The sequence below is a fragment of the Parasphingomonas caseinilytica genome, from assembly GCF_036663755.1.
Taxonomy (GTDB): Bacteria; Pseudomonadota; Alphaproteobacteria; order Sphingomonadales; family Sphingomonadaceae; genus Sphingomonas.
In genome coordinates, this window is sequence record NZ_JAXOJL010000001.1 from 478,771 (window position 1) to 499,962 (window position 21,192).

At 66.8% G+C, this 21,192-nt stretch carries 9 protein-coding genes; all 9 read right to left on the reverse strand.

The window, feature by feature from the left end; translation table 11 throughout:
* Positions 1-5: 5 nt before the first annotated feature.
* Genes U1738_RS02230 through U1738_RS02270 form a run of 9 tightly spaced genes read right to left on the reverse strand, consistent with a single transcriptional unit; the run spans position 6 to position 21,129 of the window.
* A complete protein-coding gene (locus U1738_RS02230) occupies positions 6-2,789 on the reverse strand; it encodes a family 78 glycoside hydrolase catalytic domain (RefSeq protein ID WP_332787399.1) in 2,784 nt (927 codons plus the stop codon).
* On the reverse strand, positions 2,786-5,152 hold the full coding sequence (locus U1738_RS02235) for a glycoside hydrolase family 95 protein (RefSeq protein WP_332787400.1): 2,367 nt from the start codon (positions 5,150-5,152) through the stop codon (positions 2,786-2,788). The genes U1738_RS02230 and U1738_RS02235 overlap by 4 nt, the downstream gene beginning before the upstream one ends.
* Positions 5,149-7,455: a GH92 family glycosyl hydrolase gene (locus U1738_RS02240; RefSeq protein ID WP_332787401.1), complete on the reverse strand. Its 2,307-nt coding sequence runs from the start codon at positions 7,453-7,455 to the stop codon at positions 5,149-5,151. Before U1738_RS02240 ends, U1738_RS02235 begins: the two co-directional genes overlap by 4 nt.
* The gene (locus U1738_RS02245) at positions 7,452-8,888 is read right to left on the reverse strand and encodes a glycoside hydrolase family 125 protein (RefSeq protein ID WP_332787402.1); all 1,437 of its coding nucleotides are present in this window, start codon (positions 8,886-8,888) and stop codon (positions 7,452-7,454) included. The genes U1738_RS02240 and U1738_RS02245 overlap by 4 nt, the downstream gene beginning before the upstream one ends.
* On the reverse strand, positions 8,885-11,431 hold the full coding sequence (locus U1738_RS02250) for a glycoside hydrolase family 3 protein (RefSeq protein ID WP_332787403.1): 2,547 nt from the start codon (positions 11,429-11,431) through the stop codon (positions 8,885-8,887). The genes U1738_RS02245 and U1738_RS02250 overlap by 4 nt, the downstream gene beginning before the upstream one ends.
* The gene (locus U1738_RS02255) at positions 11,428-14,073 is read right to left on the reverse strand and encodes a beta-mannosidase (RefSeq protein WP_332787404.1); all 2,646 of its coding nucleotides are present in this window, start codon (positions 14,071-14,073) and stop codon (positions 11,428-11,430) included. The genes U1738_RS02250 and U1738_RS02255 overlap by 4 nt, the downstream gene beginning before the upstream one ends.
* Positions 14,070-16,661 carry a beta-mannosidase gene (locus U1738_RS02260; RefSeq protein WP_332787405.1) on the reverse strand — a complete coding sequence of 864 codons (2,592 nt, stop codon included), beginning with the start codon at positions 16,659-16,661 and terminating at the stop codon, positions 14,070-14,072. The genes U1738_RS02255 and U1738_RS02260 overlap by 4 nt, the downstream gene beginning before the upstream one ends.
* Positions 16,661-18,943: a beta-N-acetylhexosaminidase gene (locus tag U1738_RS02265; protein WP_332787406.1), complete on the reverse strand. Its 2,283-nt coding sequence runs from the start codon at positions 18,941-18,943 to the stop codon at positions 16,661-16,663. The genes U1738_RS02260 and U1738_RS02265 overlap by 1 nt, the downstream gene beginning before the upstream one ends.
* Positions 18,940-21,129 carry a glycoside hydrolase family 2 protein gene (locus tag U1738_RS02270; protein WP_332787407.1) on the reverse strand — a complete coding sequence of 730 codons (2,190 nt, stop codon included), beginning with the start codon at positions 21,127-21,129 and terminating at the stop codon, positions 18,940-18,942. Before U1738_RS02270 ends, U1738_RS02265 begins: the two co-directional genes overlap by 4 nt.
* Positions 21,130-21,192: the final 63 nt, after the last annotated feature.

The window sequence follows — 21,192 nt, forward strand, 5'->3', positions numbered from 1 at the left end:
GCGTTTCATGTCGAAAGCGATGCAGCCACCCTGTAAGTGCCCGATCCGACGCGCAGATCGATTCTCCCTTTCGGACCTGCCGATATGCCGATCTCCGGTCGCGCGGTCAGCGGACGCCCGCCCTCCCGGATCGTCTCGGAGACGGTGTTGGGCATGCGGATTCGGGCGCTTGCACCGGGCGGTATGGTGACGTCGAGATGGAGGCGGTCGCGCGATGTTCGCCAACGCGTCCGCACCGTGCCGAACGGCGTGGCGAGCGATGCGGCGGCGGCGGTGATACCTGGGACCGGCGTGGGCGCGATCAACAAAGCATCCTCCGTGCCGCGGGTGAAATCGCAGTCGATTCCGCACAACCCGGTGTACAACCACGACATCACATGGCCGAGCATGAAGTGGTTTTGCGACGATGCCGGATTGGCATCCCATGCTTCGGTCAGCGCGGTCGCGCCCGCAGCAAGCTGCGCGCCGTAGCTGGGCGCATCGCGCCGCGCGAGCATCGCAGCCAGCCGATCGGGTGCCGCATCGCCAAGTGCGCGGACGACATAATGGAAGCCGATATCGCCCGCCGACACATGATCGCCACGCGCGCGGATATCGGCGATCAGATGGCCGAGCACCGCATCGCGGCGCTCCGTTGGTGCCAGTTCGAGGACCAGCGCCATCGCGTTGGCCGTCTGGCTGTTGCGATCGTAAGCGCCGGTCGCGGAATTTAGAAAGCGGGCGTTGATAACCGCTTTCAAACGCTCGGCCTGGCCGGCAAGTGCCGCCGCATCCGCCGGCTTGCTCAGGATCGTCGCGATCGCCTGCATCGCCAGCAGATCGGCATACCAGATCGTGGTACCGGTGAAGGCGCGACTGGTCAGTTGCGCTGCGCCCGGCGGGTTCGGGCCGATATCGTACCAGTCGCCCAGGCCGACATCGAGAATGCCATTCACCGATCGCGTCGCCAGATACTCCATGTACCGCCGCATGGCCGGCCATGCCCGGGCGAGGATCGCCGGATCGCCCCCGAAGCGATACGCCGCCCATGAGCTCTGCACCACCGCCGAACCCCATTCGGGCGAGTGCCGGAACGGCGAATCCTGGCCATTGGGATAGACGAAGCGGATATATTCGGGGGCAATCGACGGCACCATGCCGTCTTCCCGCTGCGCATCGATGATGTCGCCGATCGTCTTGTCGTAGAGCGGCAGCGCTTCGACAATATGGAACACCGTGCCCGCGTTGAGCCACGTCTGTTCGAGCCAGCCGAGCTTTTCGCGGTGCGGGCAATCGGTGAGGACGGTTGCTACATTGCTCAGCACTGCCTGCCGGATCAGGCCGTGGATCGCGTTGATGTGGGGCGCGCTGCAAACGAAGCCGCCGCTCGACGCCAGATCGGCCCGAACGAATTCGCCATCCAGCGCGACGACGCCGTCACCCTCGACCTCCAGATAGCGGAAGCCGGTATAGCTGAAGCGCGGCGTCCAGACCTGTTCGCCGCCGCCCCCGTCGCGAGCGTCGCCGAGCGTATAATCGAACCGGATCACGTCGCCCTCGGGAACGCCCATGCTCGCCTGGGTCACGCGGCCGGCGGCGTCGAGCAACTCGCCCGGCGTAATGCGGATCGTGCTGCCGGGCTTGCCGCGTACCGTCAGACGCGGGCGACCTGCGATGTTGCGGCCAAGATCGTGCACCGCGATGCCGGGGGCAGGATGCGTTATCGCGACGGTCTTCAACGTTTCCGCGACGGTCAGACCGGGCGTCGTCTGCGGACGTAGCGTCCCGCCCGGCCCCGTCGTCGCGATAACCGGCACCCAGCCCTCGTCGCGTGCATCCGGCCTATCCCAGCCGACCGGTTCGCAGCGCGCATCGTGATCCTCGCCGCCGAAGATCGATGAGAACAGGATCGGCCCCGGTCGCGTCCGCCATTCATCATCGCTGACGATCCAGCGTTCGCTGTCATCCTCATGCACGATGCGGAGTTGCAGGATCAGCTTGGGCGCACCGAACGACCCGACGAATTTGGTGTAACGCCCGGGCCGCTTTGCGACATCATACATCCCGCCGCCGAGTCGGACGCCGAGCATATTGGCACCCGGACGCAGATGATCGGTGACGTCGATCGTCTCGTACAGCACCGTCCTGCGATAATCGGTCCAGCCGGGATTGAGCAAAGCCGCCGACGGCTCGCGGCCGTTGATGCTGAGCGCATGCGCGCCCAGCCCCGAAACGCACAGCACCGCATGTCGTACCGGACGATCGATGCGGAAGGCGCGGCGGAGCAACGGCAGGGCGTAGGCAGATGTGGCGGGCGGGGCACCTTCGCTGGGCGGCGCGGTGATCGGGCCATCTTGTTCCGCCGCGATCCATCTCCCCCGCCACGCACCCTCGACACCGGTCACGAACCGGGCGGGTGCACTCCACGGCGATGCCCGTCCCTCACGATCCCAGACCATCACACGCCAGTCGAGCGGAGTCTGCGCCGGAAGCGCGAGGTCGCCGGGCGGCACCAGAGCGAGCGACGGGCCATCGATGCGACCGCTGTCGAACAGCGTCACACCACCCGGATCGGAGACGCGGACGCGTGCGGAAGATTGGATTAGATTGCGACGCGCCGGATCGCGCGCGGCCAGCGTCCAGCCGAATCTCGGCCGTGTACTCGCCAGTCCCGCCGGCGCGATACGATGATCGATGCGCAAGTCGCGGGGCAGAAGCGTGCCGGGCGCTTCGGCATGTGCAGCAAGCGGCGGAGTTCCGATCGTCGCAGTCAGCACCGCCAGCGTTTCGCGCCGCGTGAGGCGGGTCATTTCCGGGGGCCAAACATCAAAACATAGGAGTGACCGGCCTGCATTTGGAGCGCGGTTCCCGTCGCATGTGCCTGCCCATCCTTGAGCACGCGCACGAGCCTCTGGCCCGGCGGCGGAACGAGTGCGAACGTCACGTCTCGCTCGGGTCGCAGCGCAACACGCCGCGCCAGGCCGCCACGCCAGACGATATCGACCGCAACGCCGCCACGAGCGCGGATGCCGGTGATGCTGCCGTCCGGCCATGCGCTGGGCAATGCGGGCAGAATGCGCAGCCGGCCATCATGGCTCTGCATCAGCATCTCGACGATTGCCGCCGTCGCGCCGAGATTACCGTCGATCTGGAAGATCGGCCCGTCATCCGCCGGGTGCGTGTCGAAATAATTGCGGGCCGTCGATTCGCGGAACAGTTTGCGGAGCATCGCCCAGGCCTGATCCCCCTCGCCCAGCCGCGCGCGAAACATCGTGAGCCAAGCCGCACTCCACCCGGTCTGCCCGCCGCCGCCCGCAAGCCGCGCCGCCAGCGTCTTCCGCGCCGCGACTGCGAGTTCGGGCGTCGTATCCACGTCGATCTCGTCGCCCGGATACAGGCCGAACAGGTGCGAGATGTGACGATGCCCGGTCTCCGTCTCGGCGAACGGCTCGGGCCATTCCATGATCCGCCCATCGCTGCCGATGCGCAGCCGCTGGAGCTTGGCAATCGCATCGTCGCAACGCTTCGCCATCGCCGTCTCGCCGAGCACCACTGCCGCATCGCGACAGCGGCTGAGCACTGCATAAGCGATCGACTGCGACATCGCCGGCCCCATAACGATGGCACCCTTCCGTCCGTCGGGTAAGCGATAGCTGTTTTCAGGAGAAGTTGCCGGCCCGGCCACGAGCTTCCCCGTCTCCGGATGCGGCATGAGGTAGTCGAGCGTGAAGTCGGCGCAGGCCCTGAGCATCGGATAGGCATGATCTCGCAGGAAGTCGTGATCGCCGCCGAACAGATAATGCTCCCAGAAATGCAGCGAGAGCCATGCCAGCCCCTCCGGCCACATACCGTAGAGCAGGTCGCCTTTCAGCGCGGTGTGACCCCAAGGGTTGCTGGTGTAATGCGCCGCCGCACCGGCACAGCCATAGGCGACGCGCGCCGTCGTTCGCGCATGCGGTAACAGCCGTTCGGCGTGCAGGAACAGCGGCGCTGTGAGCGCACCGAGGCCGCAGACCTCGGCCGGCCAATAGTTCATCTGCAGGTTGATATTGATGTGATAATCCGCGCTCCAGGGCGGGGCGAACCCGTCCGCCCACAGCCCCTGCAGATTGGCGGGCAGCGAACCGGGCCGCGACGACGCGATCAACAAATAACGCCCGACATTGAAGTACCGCTCGACCAGTGCGTGTTCGTCGCCGCCCTGCGCCAGCGCGGGCGGCGGTGCCCCGCTGCCGACCGCAGGCGCAAGGTCCAGCGCGACCGCATCGAACAGCGCGCGATGATCGGCCCGATGCGCGGCGACGAGCGCCGGCCAGGGCTTGCGGCGGGCCGCAGCGATCGCGCCGGCCGTTTTACCGATCGGATCGGGAGCGAGGAGATCGGTCGCGGCGGTCAGCAGCAGCGTTACGCTGCGCGCGCCCGCGATGCGGATGCCCTCGGCGATCGCCGTCACGCTGCCTCCCTCGGCATCGCAGGACAGATCGGCGGCAAAGGTCACGCCGTGCGGCTTCGGCTGGCCCCGCAGATGCAGAATAGTGCCAGTCTGCGTGACGACCGCATCCTGCGTACGCCGCAGCCGCACCGTCAGGCCGAGCCCCGCGGGCGCGGTAGTCGTCAGCCGGATCGCCAGAACCGCATCGGGATGCGAACACAGGATCGTCCGTACAAGACGATGCCCGCCAATCGTGTAGGCCACGCGCGCCTCCCCCGTCGCCATGTCGAGCGTCCGCTCATAGTCCGTCACCGCCTCGCCGTGATCGAACGCCAACAGCAGGTCCCCGAGCATCTGGTACGACCCGTAGGTCTCCGGAGTCATCGGCGTCATCATCTGTGCCTGCGCGAGCGCGTTGGCCTCGGCATATTGCCCGGCAAAAAGCAGGCGGCGGACCTCCGGCAACGCGGCGAGCGTCTCGGGCCTATCGTCGTCCGACGCGCGGCCCGACCATAATTCGATATGATTGAGCGCGATTCGCTCCTCGGCGATCCCGCCATGCACCATCGCGCCGATCCGGCCATTACCGACTGGCAACGCCTCCAGCCATTTTGCCGCCGGCGTGGTGAAGCGCAACGCGCGCGTGTCGTCGCCCGGCGTCATCCGCGCAAACGCCATCTGCGTCCAATCCGGCAGCAGCCCGGCCGCCATCCCGGCGAGGACGGTGCGGCGGGTCGTCACGTTCTTGGCGGACGATCGGCCGGTGCGCGGCCGAATTCGCGGTTGGGTTTGCTGCCCATCTCGAACACCAGAGTACCGCCGCGAACCAGATCGGCATGCGCGATCCAGCTTTTCGTCCAGGGGCGGCCATTCCACGTGACGCTTTGGACATAGGGCCGGTCGGGTGCGTTGCCACGCGCTTCGACCACCAACCGCCTTGTGCCCACCTGCATCTCGGCGCGATCGAACAACGGGCTGCCCAGCACATAGTTCGCGCTCACCGGATCGACCGGATAGAGACCCAGCGCGCTGAGCACGAACCATGCGCTCATCTGCCCGCAATCGTCATTGCCGATGATGCCGTCGGGATCGGCCTTGTACATCTCGGTTAATAGCCGGCGGACCATGGCCTGCGTCTTCCACGCCGCGCCACAATATGCGTAGAGATAGGCGACGTGGTGGCTCGGCTCGTTGCCATGGGCATATTGGCCGACCAGCCCGCTGATATCGGGCGGCGCGTCCGCCGGCATCGTCGAGGGGCCGTTGAACAGCGCATCCAGCTTGGCCTCGAACGCCGCATCGCCGCCCATCACCGCGATCAGGCCGTGGACGTCGTGCTGGTTGACGAACGTGCCCTGCCAGCCATTGCTCTCGGTGAAGTCGCGCCATTTCTTCGAATGGCCGAGCGCGATCGGATCGTAGGGCAAGGCCCAGTCGCCGTTCGCCAGCCGGGGACGCGCAAAGCCGGTCTTCGGATCGAACACGTTGCGCCAGTTGCCGCTGCGCCGGCGCAGGCGCGCAGCATCCCCGGTCGCGCCGGCGGCGTCGGCGAGGTGCGCCGAGGCATAATCATCGTAGGAATATTCGAGCGTGCGCGAGACCGATTCCCACACCTGATCGGCGGGGATGAAGCCCAGCCGGTCATATTGCTCGCGGCCCAAACTGTGGTCCTTGTCGGGCATGGCGAAGTCGAACGATCGGCGGCGCACGTTCGGCCAGGCGGCGGCGTAATCGGCGGGGATGCCCTTGGCGCGCGCCTCGGCCAGCACCGATACGGCGTGCCAGCCGATCATGCAGCCCGTCTCCACCCCCTGAAGCGGCCAGGCCGGCGGGCCGTAAGGGCTTTGCTGTGTCTGTCGGATCAGGTCGCCGGTCAGTTCGGCGCTCAGATCCGGCTGGATCAGCGTCAGCAGCGGATGCAGCGCGCGATACGTGTCCCACAGCGAATAGGTGCTGTAGGCGCGAGCCTTGCCGTCGATCCGATGCACCTGCCGGTCCAGCCCGACATAGCGGCCATCCACATCCGAAAAGAGCGTCGGCCCGAGCTGTGCGTGATACAGCGCGCTGGCCATGATGGTGCGCTGGTCCGGCGTGCCGCCTTCGACCTTCACCGTATCCAAAGCAGGTGCCCAGCGGCGTGCGGCGTCGGCGCGATAACGATCGAAGTTCCAGTGCCGGGCCTCCGCCGACAGATTCGCGCGCGCGCCGGCGACATCGATCGCCGAGATCCCGGTACGGATAACGATCGGCGCGGCACCCGCATCGTCATAATGCAGAACGACCTTCAGGCGCTTGCCGGTAACGCCCTTTGCCGCCGCAGGAGCCGGCGTATCGCCGTCACCGTAGAACTGAATCCGGTCGGGCTGGCGGGATAGCTGCATCGCGAAATGGATGCGGCGGCCCTTGGCCCAACGGAAAACGCGCCGGCTGCCGGTCAGCAACCCGGTATCGTCGATCGCAAGCGCGGCCTCATCGACCAGCGGCTTCGTGTCCGAACTGTCGAGGATCAGGTGCGACAGATCGATCAGGATATGCCCCGCGCCCGTGGGAAAGCTGTGGCGCTGGATGCCGGTGCGATCGGTGACGGTAAGTTCGGAGCGCACGCCCGATTCCAGCGTCACCGCATAATAGCCCGGCTCGGCCTGTTCGGCGCTGAAATGCTGGCGATAGCCCGCCGCCGGATCGGCGAGCGTACCGGGCACCAGCTTCACCGGCGCGTTCCTGTCTTTATGGGCGGTCGGCACGACCAGCACATCGAGCATGTCGCCGATCCCGGTGCCCGAGAGATGCGTGTGGCTGAAGCCCATGATCGACGTGTCGGTGCGGTGATAGCCCGAACACGCATCCCACCGCTCGACATCGGTATCCGGGCTAAGCTGCACCATGCCGAACGGCAGCGTGGCGCCGGGATAGGTATGGCCGTGCCCGCCGGTGCCGATGAACAGGTCCGGCCGGGCAGTGACTTTCGGTACGGCAAAGGCCTTGCGCGACATCAGCGCCAGCGCGCCGGTGCCGGCCAGAAGGGTGCGGCGGGTGATATTCATGACGGGGCTTTCAGCAAAGCGGGGCGGCGGGCCACAACGTCCAGGATCAGTTCGCCGAACAAACCATTCGCCCAGGCGAACCAACTGCGGGTGAACTTCGCGCCGTCATCCTGATCGAAGGATTCGTGCATGAAGCCGGTGCCGCCATGCGTCGCCTTCAGCCAGCCGAGGCAACGTGCGACGGTGGCGTCGTCGCGGGCGTTGAGCGCGTGCATCACGATGCCCATCGGCCATATCTGCTTCAGCCAAGTATGCGGGCTGCCGATGCCGTCCGCCACCTTGCCGGAGAAGAAATACGGATTGCGCCGGCTCCACGCCCGCTCCGCCGTACGCCGCCAGAGCGGATCGTCGCGATCGACGCAGCCGAGATAGGCGAGCCCCGACAGACTCGGCACGTTGGCGTCGTCCATGAAATGCGCGTTGCCGATGCCGTCCACCTCATAGGCCCAGACCTGCTGCCCGTCGGTATCGCGCATCGTGCCGTATTGGCGCAATGCCGCCTCCACCTCGGCCGCGAGCGCCAGCGCATCCGCCGCCAGCTTCGGCTCGGGCCGCGCCTCGGTCGCCAGCACCGCCAATTGCCGCAGCGCGGAAACGGCGAACAGGTTGGAGGGGATCAGGAACGGGAAGAGGCAGGCGTCGTCGGCCGGGCGGAAGCTGGAATGGATCAGGCCGACGGCGCGCGAGGGCGGGCCGTAGCCGTCGAGCATCAGTGTCTCGCTCGGGATCTTCGATGCGCGGAGGAAGCGATACGGGCCGGGTCCGTCCTTGCGCTGCTGCTCGCGCATCGTGCGGATCGAGGCGCGCGCGGCCTCCGCCCACAGCGCGTCGAACGGCGCGGTGTCGCGGGTCGCCTGCCAATAGCCGTGCGCGATCCAGATCGGATAGCACAGCGAATCCAGTTCCCATTTCCGCTCGGCGACGCCGGGCTTCATGTCGGTCACATCCTTCAGCGACCAGGACAGGTTCGTCGGCGCGGCGGGATCGTGCATGAAGGCGTTGGCATAGGGATCGATCAGGATCGATCGCGCCTGCCGGGCGATCAGTCCGTGGAACAGCGTGCGCAGCGCCGCATCCTTCGCCGCCAGCGGCAGGTACGGATGCAATTGCGCCGAACTGTCGCGCAGCCACATCGCATCGATATCGCCGGTGATGACGAAGGCATCGGGCTTGCCGTCCTCGCGCCCCATGAACACCGTCGTGTCGAGCGTGTTGGGATAGCAATTGCCAAACATCCAGGCGAGTTCGGGATCGGCGATCTTCGCCGTCACCCGCGCGATCTCGCGTTCCACCGCCGGGCTGGTGAAGCGGCGATCGGCGAGCTTGGGACGCTTGCTCGCGAAGACCGACGGCGCGGCGCGGAGCGGTGAGGCCACGCCCAGCGCAGCCGCCCCGGCGATCAGCGTCCGACGATCGATCAGGGGGGCGGTCATTTCGGCACATCCTGTGTTCCGGTGACGGTGAAGACCGTATCGATCCCCGGCCCGTCACCCGGCTGTCCGCCGCCGATATGCAGGCGGTATTCGCCCGGCATCACACGGCGGTTGCCCCCGGCATCCACGCTGCTCATCGCGCGCGCATCGATCGTGAAGCTCACCCGCTTCGTCTGCCCCGGTTTCAGCGTCTCGCGGCGGAAGGCGACGAGTTGCCGTTGCAACACGGGATCGTTGAAGCCCGGCTTCATCGCGGGGGCCGGTGGCACGAGATAGGCCTGCACCACTTCGTCGCCCGCCAGCTTGCCGCTGTTGGTGACGCGCGCCTCGACGATCAGCGTCTCGCCCGCTGCCAAATTCGGCTTCAACACCGGCGGGGCATAGGCGAATTGCGTATAGCTGAGACCGTGCCCAAAGCCCCACAAAGGCTTGCCGGTGAAATAGCGATAGGTCCGCTCGCGCATGTTATAGTCGATGAACGCCGGCAGATCGCGTGTCCGGGCATAGAAGGTCACCGGCAAGCGCCCGGCGGGGTTGTTCTTGCCGGTCAGCGTATCGGCGATCGCCTGCCCACCCGCCTGCCCCGGATACCAGCCGACCAGGATCGCGTCGGCATGATCCTTCGCCCATTGCAGCGCGACGGCGCTGCCGCTCATCAGCACGACGACCAACGGCTTGCCGGTCGCCTTGGCCGCTTCGAGCAAGCGCACCTGCGCGGCGGGCAGGCCGATATCGGTACGGTCGCCGCCGGAAAAGCCCGGCACTTCGATGCCCAACGCTTCCCCCTCGACGGCGGGGGAGAGCCCGACGAACGCGACGATCGCGTCCGCATCCTGCGCGGCGGTCGCTGCTTCGGCGATCTGCGCGGCAGGCGGTGCGATCCACGTCAGCCGCAGGCCTTGATCCTCGCCGCTATGGACGAGTTCGATCCTGATATCGTGCGCGCCGGCGGTCAGCTTCACCGGCACTTCGACCTTCGTGCCGCTGCCGTCATCGTCGGCGATCAGCTTGCCATCGATCCACAGCCGCGAGGGATCGTGCCCCTTGCAGTCGAAGCAGCGCGGTACGTCCAGCCGCAGGACATAATCGCCCGCCGCCGGCGCGGTCAGCGTGCCGGTCCAGCGCACAGACCAGGATGTTGGGTCGATGCCGGCAGCCGGTGCGGTGCGATCCCAGTCGAAGTCGATCGTCCGGTCGGCCCGTACGACGGGCGTACCGGCAAAGGCGGGCCCGTTGAAATATTCGCCGCGCAGCGATAGCGCGCTATCGGGCACCGGCACCGGCACGCCGTCGGCGATGCTCGCGCCCTGGGCGTAGCGGATGTTGCCGAAGGTGGCGCGCAACGCGGTCAGCGGGGTGACGGGCGCGGCGGCGGCGCCGTGGTAATTGGCCTCCAACACGTCGATACTGTCGGCGTTGGGGCCGATCACGGCGATGCGCGCGGAGGGCTTCAGTGGGAGCACGCCGTTGTTGGAAACGAGCACCATCGCCTTACGCGCCGCCTCCAGCGCGAGCGCGCGGTGCGCCGGCGTATCTATCTGATCCGGCTTGATCTTATCCCACGGACTGGTCGCGCCGAAGGCACCGCCCAGCGCGCGGCGTTCGGCGAAGACGCGCGACAGGCTGGTGTCGATCATCGCCTCAGGCACCAATCCGCGCCGCACGGCATCACCCAGGGCGGCATAGGTGCGGCCGCAATTGAGATCCATGCCGGCGGTGATCGCGGCGGCGGAGCCGGATGCGGCATCGGGACGATAATAATGATAGGTCGCGATGTTACCGATCGCGTCGCAATCCGAGACGATCAGACCGCGCCAGCCCCAGTCCTTGCGCACCGTCTGGGCGAGCAGCGCATCCGACGCGCACACCGGCACGCCGTGGATCGAATTGTACGCGCACATCACCGATCGCGCCTTGCCTTCGGTCAGCGCCATGCGGAACGCGGGCAGGTACGTCGCCTCGCGGTCGTGCGGGCTGATATCGACGTCGAACGCATCGCGCCCCGCCTCCGGCCCACTATGCGCCGCAAGATGCTTGGGCGTGGCGATGACTTTGGGGTGGAGCGGATCGGGGCCTTGCAAGCCGCGCACGAACGCCACGCCCATACTGCCGGTCAGGAACGGATCCTCGCCATACGTTTCCTGCCCCCGGCCCCAGCGCGGATCGCGGAAGATGTTGATGTTGGGCGACCAGATCGTCAGCCCCTGATAGCGCTTGCGATCACCCTTGGGCAAAGCGTTGGACTTGGCCCGCGCCTCGGTCGAGATTACATCGCCGACCCGCTGGACCAGCGCCGTGTCCCACGTCGCGGCCAGCGCGATCGCCTGCGGAAACACGGTGGCGACGCCGTTGCGCGCCAGGCCGTGCAGCCCCTCATTCCAATAATCATAAGCCGGCAGGTCGAGCCGCGGAATGGACGGCGCGCCGCTCTTCAACTGCGCGACCTTCTCGTCCAGCGTCATACCGGCGATGGCGGGGTCGACGGTCTGGGCCTGAGCGGAGGTTGCCGACAACAAGGCGGCCAAGATGATCTTACGCTTCACTTGGTCGCTCCATAAAAGCTGCGCACCGACAGCGCGCGGTTCAGCGCGGTGAGCGATGCCTTCGAGGTGACCGCGATCGTCACGCTATCCCCACCCGCGAGATCGAACGCATTGTCGGACAACGCCACGTCGAGATCACCGAAATCGATCCACACGCCCCGCGCCAGCGCTTTGGCCGAGACGGTCAGAATATAGCCACCCCCCGGCGCGGCGACGAGTTTCACGTCCAGTCCCGGCTCGCTCAACGTCAGTTCGCGGGCATGGACGAAATAGCTGAACTGCCGCGCGACCGTCTTGCCGTCCAGAATCAGTTCGGCGACCGCGACGCTGCGCTTCGGGTCTGCCGTACCGAGCAGTTCGGCATCAGCGATCTTGGCGAGCGGCGTCGCGGCGAGCGGTGCGGCGGTCACGTCGCCACCACGTTCCGACAGCGTCTTCCCGTCACGATCCAGCACGCGCAATCGCCATGTCGCCCCGAACGCCTCGCGCTTGTCGGAGATCAAGGTGACCATCGTCTCGCCCTTGATATGCTGTGCGCCGATCGTGACCGGCGCATAGAAACGCCGTGCGCGATAATGGCTCGCCTTCCAGCGATTGTGAAAGTCGATGCTGCCCCAGGCCTGCCCCGCCCAGATCGAATTGATCAGGCCCGGCCAGGTATCGTTGAGGGTCCAGTACAACGTGCCCATGCTCTGCGGGCGCGACGCGCGCTGGCGGATCACCGACAGTTCCAGCCCTTCGGCCTGGAACAGTTGCGACAGATAGATGTAATCGACGAACGATTTGGGATCGCCATAATCGTCGCGCAGATAGCCGAGGATGCGGCCATTGCCCTTGCCGCTGTCATAGGCGCTGCCGACGATCTGCACCGGCATATCCTCCGGCCTGCGCTTACCGAGAAAATCGCGCGTGGTGCGCAGGCCGGGCATGGATTGCAGCCCGAATTCGGACATGAAGCGCGGCACCACCGTCAGATAGTCGTCGAGCGGCGCGCCCGACCATGTCTTCCAGTAATGCACGTCGCCATCGGTCATCTGTTCGGCCGGGCCGTCATAATCGGTGGTCGGCGATCCGCCCCAATATAGCGTGCCCGGCGCATGTTCCTTCACGATCGCCCGCAGATCCTTGTCGAACAGCCGGCGGATGCTGGCGCCGAAGATTTCCTGTCCATCCGGCCCGAGCGCCTTCTGGAAGGCCTTGCGGTCGCCCCAGCGCTCCCAGCCGGTCTGCACCTCGTTGTTGCCGTTCCAGATCACCAGCGAGGGGTGATCGCGCAGGCGGCGGACCTGATCGATCGCCTCTTGCCGGGTGCTTTCGTGCAGCACCGGATCGTTCGGCGGCACGGCGTTGCCGAACATGAAATCCTGCCACAGCATCAGCCCCAGCCGGTCGGCCTTATCGAACAATGCATCGTCGGGATAATAGCCGCCGCCCCAGATGCGCAGCATGTTCATGTTGGCGGCGACCGCCGCCTCCAGCGCGGCATCGGTGCGCGACGCCGGCACGCGCGAGGGGATGCTGTCGGCGGGTTCGAAGTTCGCGCCCTTGGCGAAGATCGGCACGCCGTTGACGACGAACGCCATGCTGCGGCCCCATTGGTCCTTCTCGCGCCGCATCTCGACCGTGCGCAGACCGATATTGTGCGCGGCCTGGCCCAAAGTTTCGCCCTCCGCGGTCACGGTGGCTTTGACCGCATAGAGATCGGGCGCGCCATAGCCGACCGGCCACCAGCGGCGCGGTTTCTCGATCCGTGCGGGCAAGGTGATCGGGTTGGTGCCGGCGAACAGCGTGACCTTGCGCGTCAGCGTCTGCACACTCCCGTCAGGCGCGGTGAGATCGACCCGCACCTCGATGTCGCGCGGCGCGCCGGCGGTGATTTCCACCTTCGCATCCAGCACCGCGACATCATCGTCCAGATGCACCTGCTGCACATGGAAGCCGGACAGGCGCACCCCGTCATAGGCCTCGATCCGCACCGGCTTGCTGATGCCCAACGTCACGATGCGGGGCGTGAAATCCCAACCGAAATGATAGCCCGGCTTGCGCACGTAATTGGCCGTCTGGACGCCCTTCGGCTCGTCGCCGAACGCTGTGTCGTACGCGCCCGGCAACTGGTTCTTCAGCGCCAGCGCCATCGGCAGCAATTTCTTGATCGGCGAGGCGAAATCGATCTCGATCACGTTCGCACCCGGCTTGAGCAAAGCCTTCGCCGCCACCCGGAACGTGCGGAACATATTGTCGGTGGCCAGCACCTGCGTGCCGTTCACGCGCACCGTCGCGAACGTGTCCAGCCCGTCGAACACCAGATCGACATCGCGCCGCGCCAGCGTAACGGCATCGACCGTGAAGACATTGCGATATTGCCAGTCGGACAGCCCGACCCACTGTGCCGCACGCTCACCTTCGCCGACCCACGGATCGGCGAGCAGGCGCTGGGCCATCAAATCGGTTTGCACCGATCCCGGTACGGTCGCGGGCAACCAGCGGGCTGCGCGCTTGTGCGCCTTCGCGCTGGCATCGCCGGGCAGCAGGCGAACCTGCCAGCCGGCGTCGAGCGTCCGCGTGATCGGCGCGGCGACCGGTTGGGCATTGGCGAACGGCGCCAGCAAAAGGCCGAGCAGGACAAGAAGGAATCGCATCATAGGGGAGACAGGCCTGCAAGCGTGCGAACGGTGAGGGCGCGGGTCAGCGCCGTGGCGGAGGCGGTCGACGACACCGTGACGGTGCGGGTTTCGCCGGGCAACAGATCGAAGGCATTGTCGGACGGCGTCGCGTCCAGCCCGGGAAAATCGATCCACACCGCGCGCGCCAGCCGGGTCGCGCCGAGCGTGAGCCGATCACCGTCCCAGCGCGCGGTGATGCCCGGATCGGGCAGTGCCATGTCCTTCGGCGCGACCGCCGTCGCCAGCGTGCGCGAGACGGACCGGCCATCGACCAGCAGCTCCGCCACCGCGATCGTGCGGGCCGGATCGCCGCCACCGAACAAGGCCGCGTCGGACAAGGTCGCCACCGCATTTGCCGACAGCGGGGTCAAAGTCACCGCCGCCTCGCGGGTCGCCAGCACCTTGCCGTCGACATCGATCGTGTGCACCCGCCAGCGCGCTTCGGTCGGTGCGGTGGCGTCCGAAATCAGGCTGACCTTCGTCGCCCCATCCTTGCGCTCGGCGGTGATCGCGAGCGGCGCGAAGAATCGCCGCGCGTTGAAGTTCAGCGCTTTCCACCGGCCATAATAATCGATGCTTGACCAGGACGCGCCCGGCCAGACGTCGTTCAACTGCCAGTAGAGCGATCCCATCGTCACCGGGCGGCACGCGCGGTGGTGCAGCGCGGCCAGCGCGATCCCCTCGGCCTGCATCACTTGGCTGAGATAGACGAACTCGGCGAAGTCGCGCGGCTCGCGGTAATTCTGGCGGATATAGAACAACAGCCGATCGTTGCCCTCGCCCTTCATGAATTTCTGGTGCGCCTTCATCACCGGCGAGGTCGGCGAGAGATCGCTTGGCTGTGCGAAGGTGGCGATCGTGCGCAGATCGGGCATCGCCTGCAGGCCATATTCGGACATGAAGCGCGGACAGCTGTCGAGATACGCCTCGACCGGCTTCTTGCCACCCCACACATCCCAATAATGCCGGTCGCCATCACTGTCGGTATCGGGCCGGCCTTCGTAATTGCTGCTCGGCGATCCGGGCCAATACACCGCGTCGGGATCGCGCCGTTCGGCGGCATCGCGCAACACCTGACCGAACAACACCGCCATGCCGACGCCGACCCGCTCCTGCTCGTCCGCGCCGACCGCCTTCTTGAACGCGACGCGATCGGACCAGCGATCCCAGCCGCTCAGCACCTCGTTGTTGCCGGCCCAGATCACGATCGAGGGATGCGCCTGGAGCCGGTCGACCTGTTCCTCGGCCTCGATCCGCACGCTCTCGCGGAACTCGCGGTCGGGCGGCGTCACGGCACCGCCGAACATGAAGTCCTGCCACACCATCAGGCCCATCTCGTCGGCCAGATCGTAAAAGGCATCGTCGAGATAATAGCCGCCGCCCCACACACGGATCATGTTCATATTGGCGTCGCGCGCACCGGCCAGCACGGTTCGGATCTGCGAGACGGGCACGCGCGCGGGCACCATGTCGAACGGAATCAGGTTCGCGCCCTTAGCGAAGATCGGTATCCCGTTGACGACGAACGCCATGCCGCGCCCCTGCGCATCCTTGTCGCGACGCAGTTCGACGGTGCGCAGGCCCGTGCGACGCGTGGCCGTATCGCTTCCCGCGATCGATGCCGTGACGGTGTAGAGCGGCTGCGCGCCGTAACCGGCCGGGAACCAGAGCTTCGGATCGGCGATCGCCACCGGCACCGCGACATGGCTCGCCCCCGCCGCGACCGTCACCGTTCGCGTGGCGCGCGTGATCGCGCCGTCGGGCGCCGTAACGGCGACCTGGATCGTCACCGGCCGCTCCGCGCCCGCCACGACATCCAGTTCGGCGGTCAGCAGCGCCTCGGCCCGCGTCAGGCCTTCCTGAACCACCCGCATCGCCTCGATCCGGGCATCGTCCCACGCCTCGATCCGCGCCGCGCGCCAGATGCCCTGCGTCACGATGCGCGGGCCCCAATCCCAGCCATATTGGTATTTCGGCTTGCGGATATAGGGCGAGGTCTGCTTGCCCGCCGGCTCGTCGCCGAACATCGAATCATATTCGCCGGGCAGCGGGTTGGCGGTCTTGAGCACCATCGGCTGCAACGTGCGAATGGGGGATCGGAACGTGACGAGCAGATCGTTCGCGCCGGGTTTCAGCAACGCCTTGACCGGCACCCGCCAGCGACGATGCGCATTGTCGGCGGCAAGCAGCTTCGCACCGTTCAACCGCACCTCGGCAAAGGTATCCAGCCCGTCGAACACCAGATCGACATGACCGCGTGCAAGCAATTCGGGGGTGGCGCGCAACGTGGTGCGATATTGCCAGTCGGTCAGCCCGACCCACTGCACCTGCGCCTCGTTCAGCCCGACATGGGGATCGGGAATGATCTTCGCCGCGATCAGGTCGGTCTGCGCGCTGCCCGGCACGGTCGCGCGCAGCCAGCGTGCGGCCTTGGGATGCGCCTTCGCCGCCGCTTGGTCTGCGGGATCGATGCGCATCGTCCAGCCGCTCGTCAGCGGAACGGCATCGCGCGGTGCCGCCCAGGCGCTCGCCGGCAGCAGCGCCAGCATCAGTGCCAGATAGCGCATCAGTCGCGCTCGCTCAGCTGCATCGCCTCGACCGCGTAGAACGGTTCGTCGAGCGAGGATGTGAACTGCATGCACAAATCGGCATCCCCGCTTCCCTTGGGAAGCGTGCCCTTGAACGTCATGCGATTGGGGCTGGTCGCGGGACTGGGCAGCGGGAAGGTCGCCGCCACCGGGCCGCTACAGCCGCCGCTGCGCACGACCAGCTCGCCATGCTCGGTCACCTTGTAATATTGCTTCTGCTTGCTGGTGTCGTGCGCCAGCCCGTAATGGCGGGCGAGCCGCGCCACATCGACGGTGAACGCGCCTGCGATATCGATCGGCGCGGCCGGATACATCTGGCACGTGTCGAAGATATTGACGTTGTACACCGGGGCGTTGACCCGGGCGTCCGCCGTCAGCGGCACGCGCAGGCCGAGATCGCCTTTGGGACAGGCGGCGAAATCCGATGCGGTGCGCAGCAGCAGCGCCGCGCGGCTCGTGTCGAAACTGCGCGGCGTGGCGGTCATCCGGCCGTCGGCGGCGAGGGCGACGGCGCGCATGATCGTTCCCGACGCGACCGACAGCGGCGCGGTATAGGCCTTGGAGCGCACGGTCGGTGCCTTGCCGTCGAGCGTGTAGCGGATCGTGCCGAAGCCGGTCTGCGTCGACATCGCCACGGGCACCTTGCCGCCACGCAGCGCGTCGCCACGCGTGCCTTGCAGCTTGATATCGACCGAGAATGCGCTGTCGGCGGCGGCGATGCCGGCGCGGGCGTAACGCCCCAATTGCGGCTCCATCCGGGTGACGAAACCGGCGAAATCGCGCTTGTCCTTGGGCGACCAGGTCAGTTCGGCGAATGCCGATGCGCGCGGGAACATCGCGTGCTGCACCTGTTCCGGAGTCACCAGATACTCGCTCCACGCATTGATCTGCGCCCCCAGCACATGCTTGGCCTTGTCCGGCGCGAGGCCGACCGGCGCGGGATCGTATTTGTAGATATCGGCCAGCGTCACGATCGACTTGCCACCGGACAGTCGCCCGGGCGGTTCGTCGGCATGGTCGCTTTGCAGGCTGTCGAGATACAAAGTCGGCGCAGGGCTCAGCACCACGTCATGCCCGGCATTGGCGGCCATCACCGCGCCCTTGTCACCGCGCCACGACATCACCGATGCCGAGGGCGGCAGGCCGCCTTCGAGAATCTCGTCCCAGCCGATCAGGCGGCGGCCATGTTTCGCCAGATACTCGCCGAGCTGGTCGATCATCCAGCTCTGCATCTCCATCTCGGTCTTCAGGCCGAGCGCCTTCATCTTCGCCTGCACGACCGGCGACCGTTCCCACTGGTCCTTGACCGCCTCGTCGCCCCCGACATGGATGAATTCGGACGGGAAAACCTCCATCAGTTCGTCGAGCACGTTTTTGATGAAGGCCATGCTGTGGTCGTCCGGGCTGAACAGCCACGGATTGACGCCCCAATCGTGCCCGACTTCGGGCCGGTCCCCCAGCACGCCGATCTCGGGATAGGAGGCGACCGCCGCCTGCGCATGGCCCGGCATATCGATCTCCGGCACGATCGTGATGGCGCGATCCTTGGCATAGGCGACCAGTGCCTTCAGCTCGTCCTGCGTGTAGAAGCCGCCGACCTTCGCCGTCGGCGTCTGGCCGGACGATGGCGGCGTGCGCCACGCTCCGATCCGCGTCAGGTCCGGATAACGCTTGATCTCGACGCGCCAGCCCTGATCGTCGGTCAAATGCAGGTGCAACACGTTCAGCTTCTGCGCGGCGAGCTGATCGACGATGCCGTAAATCGTTGCGAGCGGCACGAAATGCCGCGCCGGATCGACCATCACGCCACGCCACTTGAAACGCGGCGCATCGCGGATGACGAGCGCCGGCAAATTCACCGGCTTGCCGATCGCCGCATCCGGGCTGAGCAATTGCGCCAGCGTCATCGCGCCGTGGACGAGCCCGGCATCGCCGCTCGCCGCGATCGTCGCGCCCTTGCCGTCGATCGTCAGCACATAGGCTTCGTCGCCCGCGATTGCGGCATCCCGCACGATATGGATCGGGCCGGGCGCATCGGTGCGCAGCGTGATCCCGCGATCGACCTTCACCCGCTGCACGAGCAGCCTGGCGGCGACACCCGCCCCCGCATCCGCCGCCGTGATCCCCGCGCCGTCGCCAATGCGCAGGCTGCCCTTCGCCAGTTCGATCGACGCCGGCATCGGGATCAGTTTGGGCATGTCGGCCAAAGCTGCGGTTGAGGACAACAACAGCGCGAGCGTGAGGGTGCGAAATCGGATCATTGCGAGACTTTCGGCAATTGGGCGGGATCGGGCGGATAGGCGGCGGACCCCGCCTTGAACGGGCGGAACGTCTCGACCACGCCGCCGGCGCGGGTGCCGTCGGCGGTCAGGATATCGATCGTCAGCGTCACGGGGGTCGCGCGCGCCGACCAGCCGGCGGTGAACGATGCGGTGGTGCCGGGTGCGATCGTGGCAAGGCTCTGCTCGCCCTCGCCCAGCAGCACGCGGTCGCCGCCGATCGCGCGCCAGTGCAACCGGTGGCCGACCAGCGGATATGACGGCAGCGCGCCCGCCGCTCCCCCCGCGACGGTCGCGGTGAACCCGGAGGGCGTGTCGCCCGCCATCGTCCAGCCGACGCTCGCAGAAACGGCGCGCGTCGCGCGTTCCCACGCGAAATAGCTTGGCCGACGCTGACGATCGCCATCGACCAGCCCGTGATCGACCAACCCGTCCGCCTGCCCCGCAAACAGGTTCTTGTTCGAGCGATAATCCTGATAGCTCCAGAAGATTGCCCCGCCGACGAACGGGCGGCTGGCAAACGCGGCAAGCTGCTCCTGAAGGTTCGCGGTGCGCGCGGCATCGGCGCTGGCACTGTCCGCCGAGAACGGCCCCGGCCAGCCGAATTCGGAGATCACCAGCATCTTGTCGGGATAGCTTTTGCCGAACGCATCAAGCCAAGGTTCGACGCGGTTCGCCGCCCCGCTCCACGTGCCGAAATAGGCATTGGCCATGACGAAATCGGCCTCCGCCAGCGCCGGCACGCGTACCGGGCGGATCGCGATGTCGGAATCCGCGAAGGTGACGAAGCGATCCGGGTCCAGGCTCCGGATATGCGCCTTCATCGCGCGGACGAAGGCCAGCCCCTCGGGCGATGCCGCATCGCCTTCGTTCATCACGCTCCACCCCAACACGCTCGGATGGTTGCCGCTCTCCGCGATCATTTCCCCCATCATCGCCTTGGCCAAAGCGAGCAGACGCGGATCGCCGAGTTGCGCCGCCTTCATTTGCCAGATCGGGATTTCGGGGATCAGCAACATGCCCACGCGATCGGCGGCGTCGAACACCGCCTGCGGCTGCGGGTAATGCACCGGCCGTGTGAGCGTGACGTGCAACGCCGCAAGATCGCGCATGTCGTGCAGGATCGTGCCGCGCGTTTCCGCCGCACCTTCCCACGGCGAATCCTGATGCCGCGTCACTCCGGTCAGCCGCACGGCCACGCCGTTGACATAGAGCCGCCGGTCGCGGATCGCGATCGTGCGCAGGCCGATACTGTCCTCACGACGGTCGAGCAGCCGATCAGTCTCGTCGCGCAGTTCCACGGCGATGCGATAGAGCTTGCCCGCGCCGATATTCCACAATTGCGGTTTGGCGATCGCCAGCGTCACGACGGGCTGCGCAGCGCCAGCCGCCGCGACGGTCACCTTGGTTTCGCTGCGCGCAGCCTCGCCGCCATCGGGATCGATCGCGATCGCGGTCAACCGATAGGCGTGCGCGCGATCGTCGATATTCTCGATCGCCACTGCGGTGTTCAACCGTGCGGAGTCGGCGATCAGCGCCTGACGAACATGCTGGCGGCGGATCAGCCCGCCCTCGGCGATGCGCAGCGAAACGTCGCGCGTGATCCCGCCGTTCCGCCACCAATCGTACCAGACGTTGCCCGATCCGGCGAGGCGCATGGCATAACCGGGAATGGTCGCGAAGCCGGGCCGGTCATCGGCGGCGACAAGGATGCGGTTGGCACCCGGCTTCAGCAACCGCGTCACGTCGACATCGAATGCGGTGTGACCGCCTTCGTGCGCGCCCGCCGCGACGCCGTTCACCCAGACGCGGGCGCGATAGAAGACCGCGCCGAAATGCATTTCGAGATGCCGGCCCGCCAACCCGTCCGGCATGATGAGGGTGCGCGCATACCAGCCCACGCCATCGGCCTCCGCGCCACGCGTTAGGTTCCAGCTATGCGGCACCGCCACCGCCTCGGCCCCGGCGGGATCGGTCATCAGCCACGCCGCTGCCGGAGGTGCCTCGGCAGGCGCATTCTTAGCCAGCCAGAACGACCAGCCGTCGTCCAGATCGACCCGTTCGGCCATCGCCGGCCCCGCCGCGCACCACAGACAAAAAAAAGCGAGCGCCACGGCACGCCGCAACGCCCGCAGTGGGGAAGGAAGATATTTGGCAATCTCGGTCATGCCGGGTCACGATACCCCATCGTCATTGCAACAGCATCTTGATCCGGCAAAATATACCGCCGC

Bases quoted from the DNA above. Each gene is read 5' to 3' on its own strand.
- U1738_RS02230 (WP_332787399.1), bottom strand. From the start codon at position 2,789: ATGACCCGCCTCACGCGGCGCGAAACGCTGGCGGTGCTGACTGCGACG.
- U1738_RS02240 (WP_332787401.1), bottom strand. From the start codon at position 7,455: ATGAATATCACCCGCCGCACCCTTCTGGCCGGCACCGGCGCGCTGGCG.
- U1738_RS02245 (WP_332787402.1), bottom strand. From the start codon at position 8,888: ATGACCGCCCCCCTGATCGATCGTCGGACGCTGATCGCCGGGGCGGCT.
- U1738_RS02255 (WP_332787404.1), bottom strand. From the start codon at position 14,073: ATGATGCGATTCCTTCTTGTCCTGCTCGGCCTTTTGCTGGCGCCGTTC.
- U1738_RS02260 (WP_332787405.1), bottom strand. From the start codon at position 16,661: ATGCGCTATCTGGCACTGATGCTGGCGCTGCTGCCGGCGAGCGCCTGG.
- U1738_RS02265 (WP_332787406.1), bottom strand. From the start codon at position 18,943: ATGATCCGATTTCGCACCCTCACGCTCGCGCTGTTGTTGTCCTCAACC.
- U1738_RS02270 (WP_332787407.1), bottom strand. From the start codon at position 21,129: ATGACCGAGATTGCCAAATATCTTCCTTCCCCACTGCGGGCGTTGCGG.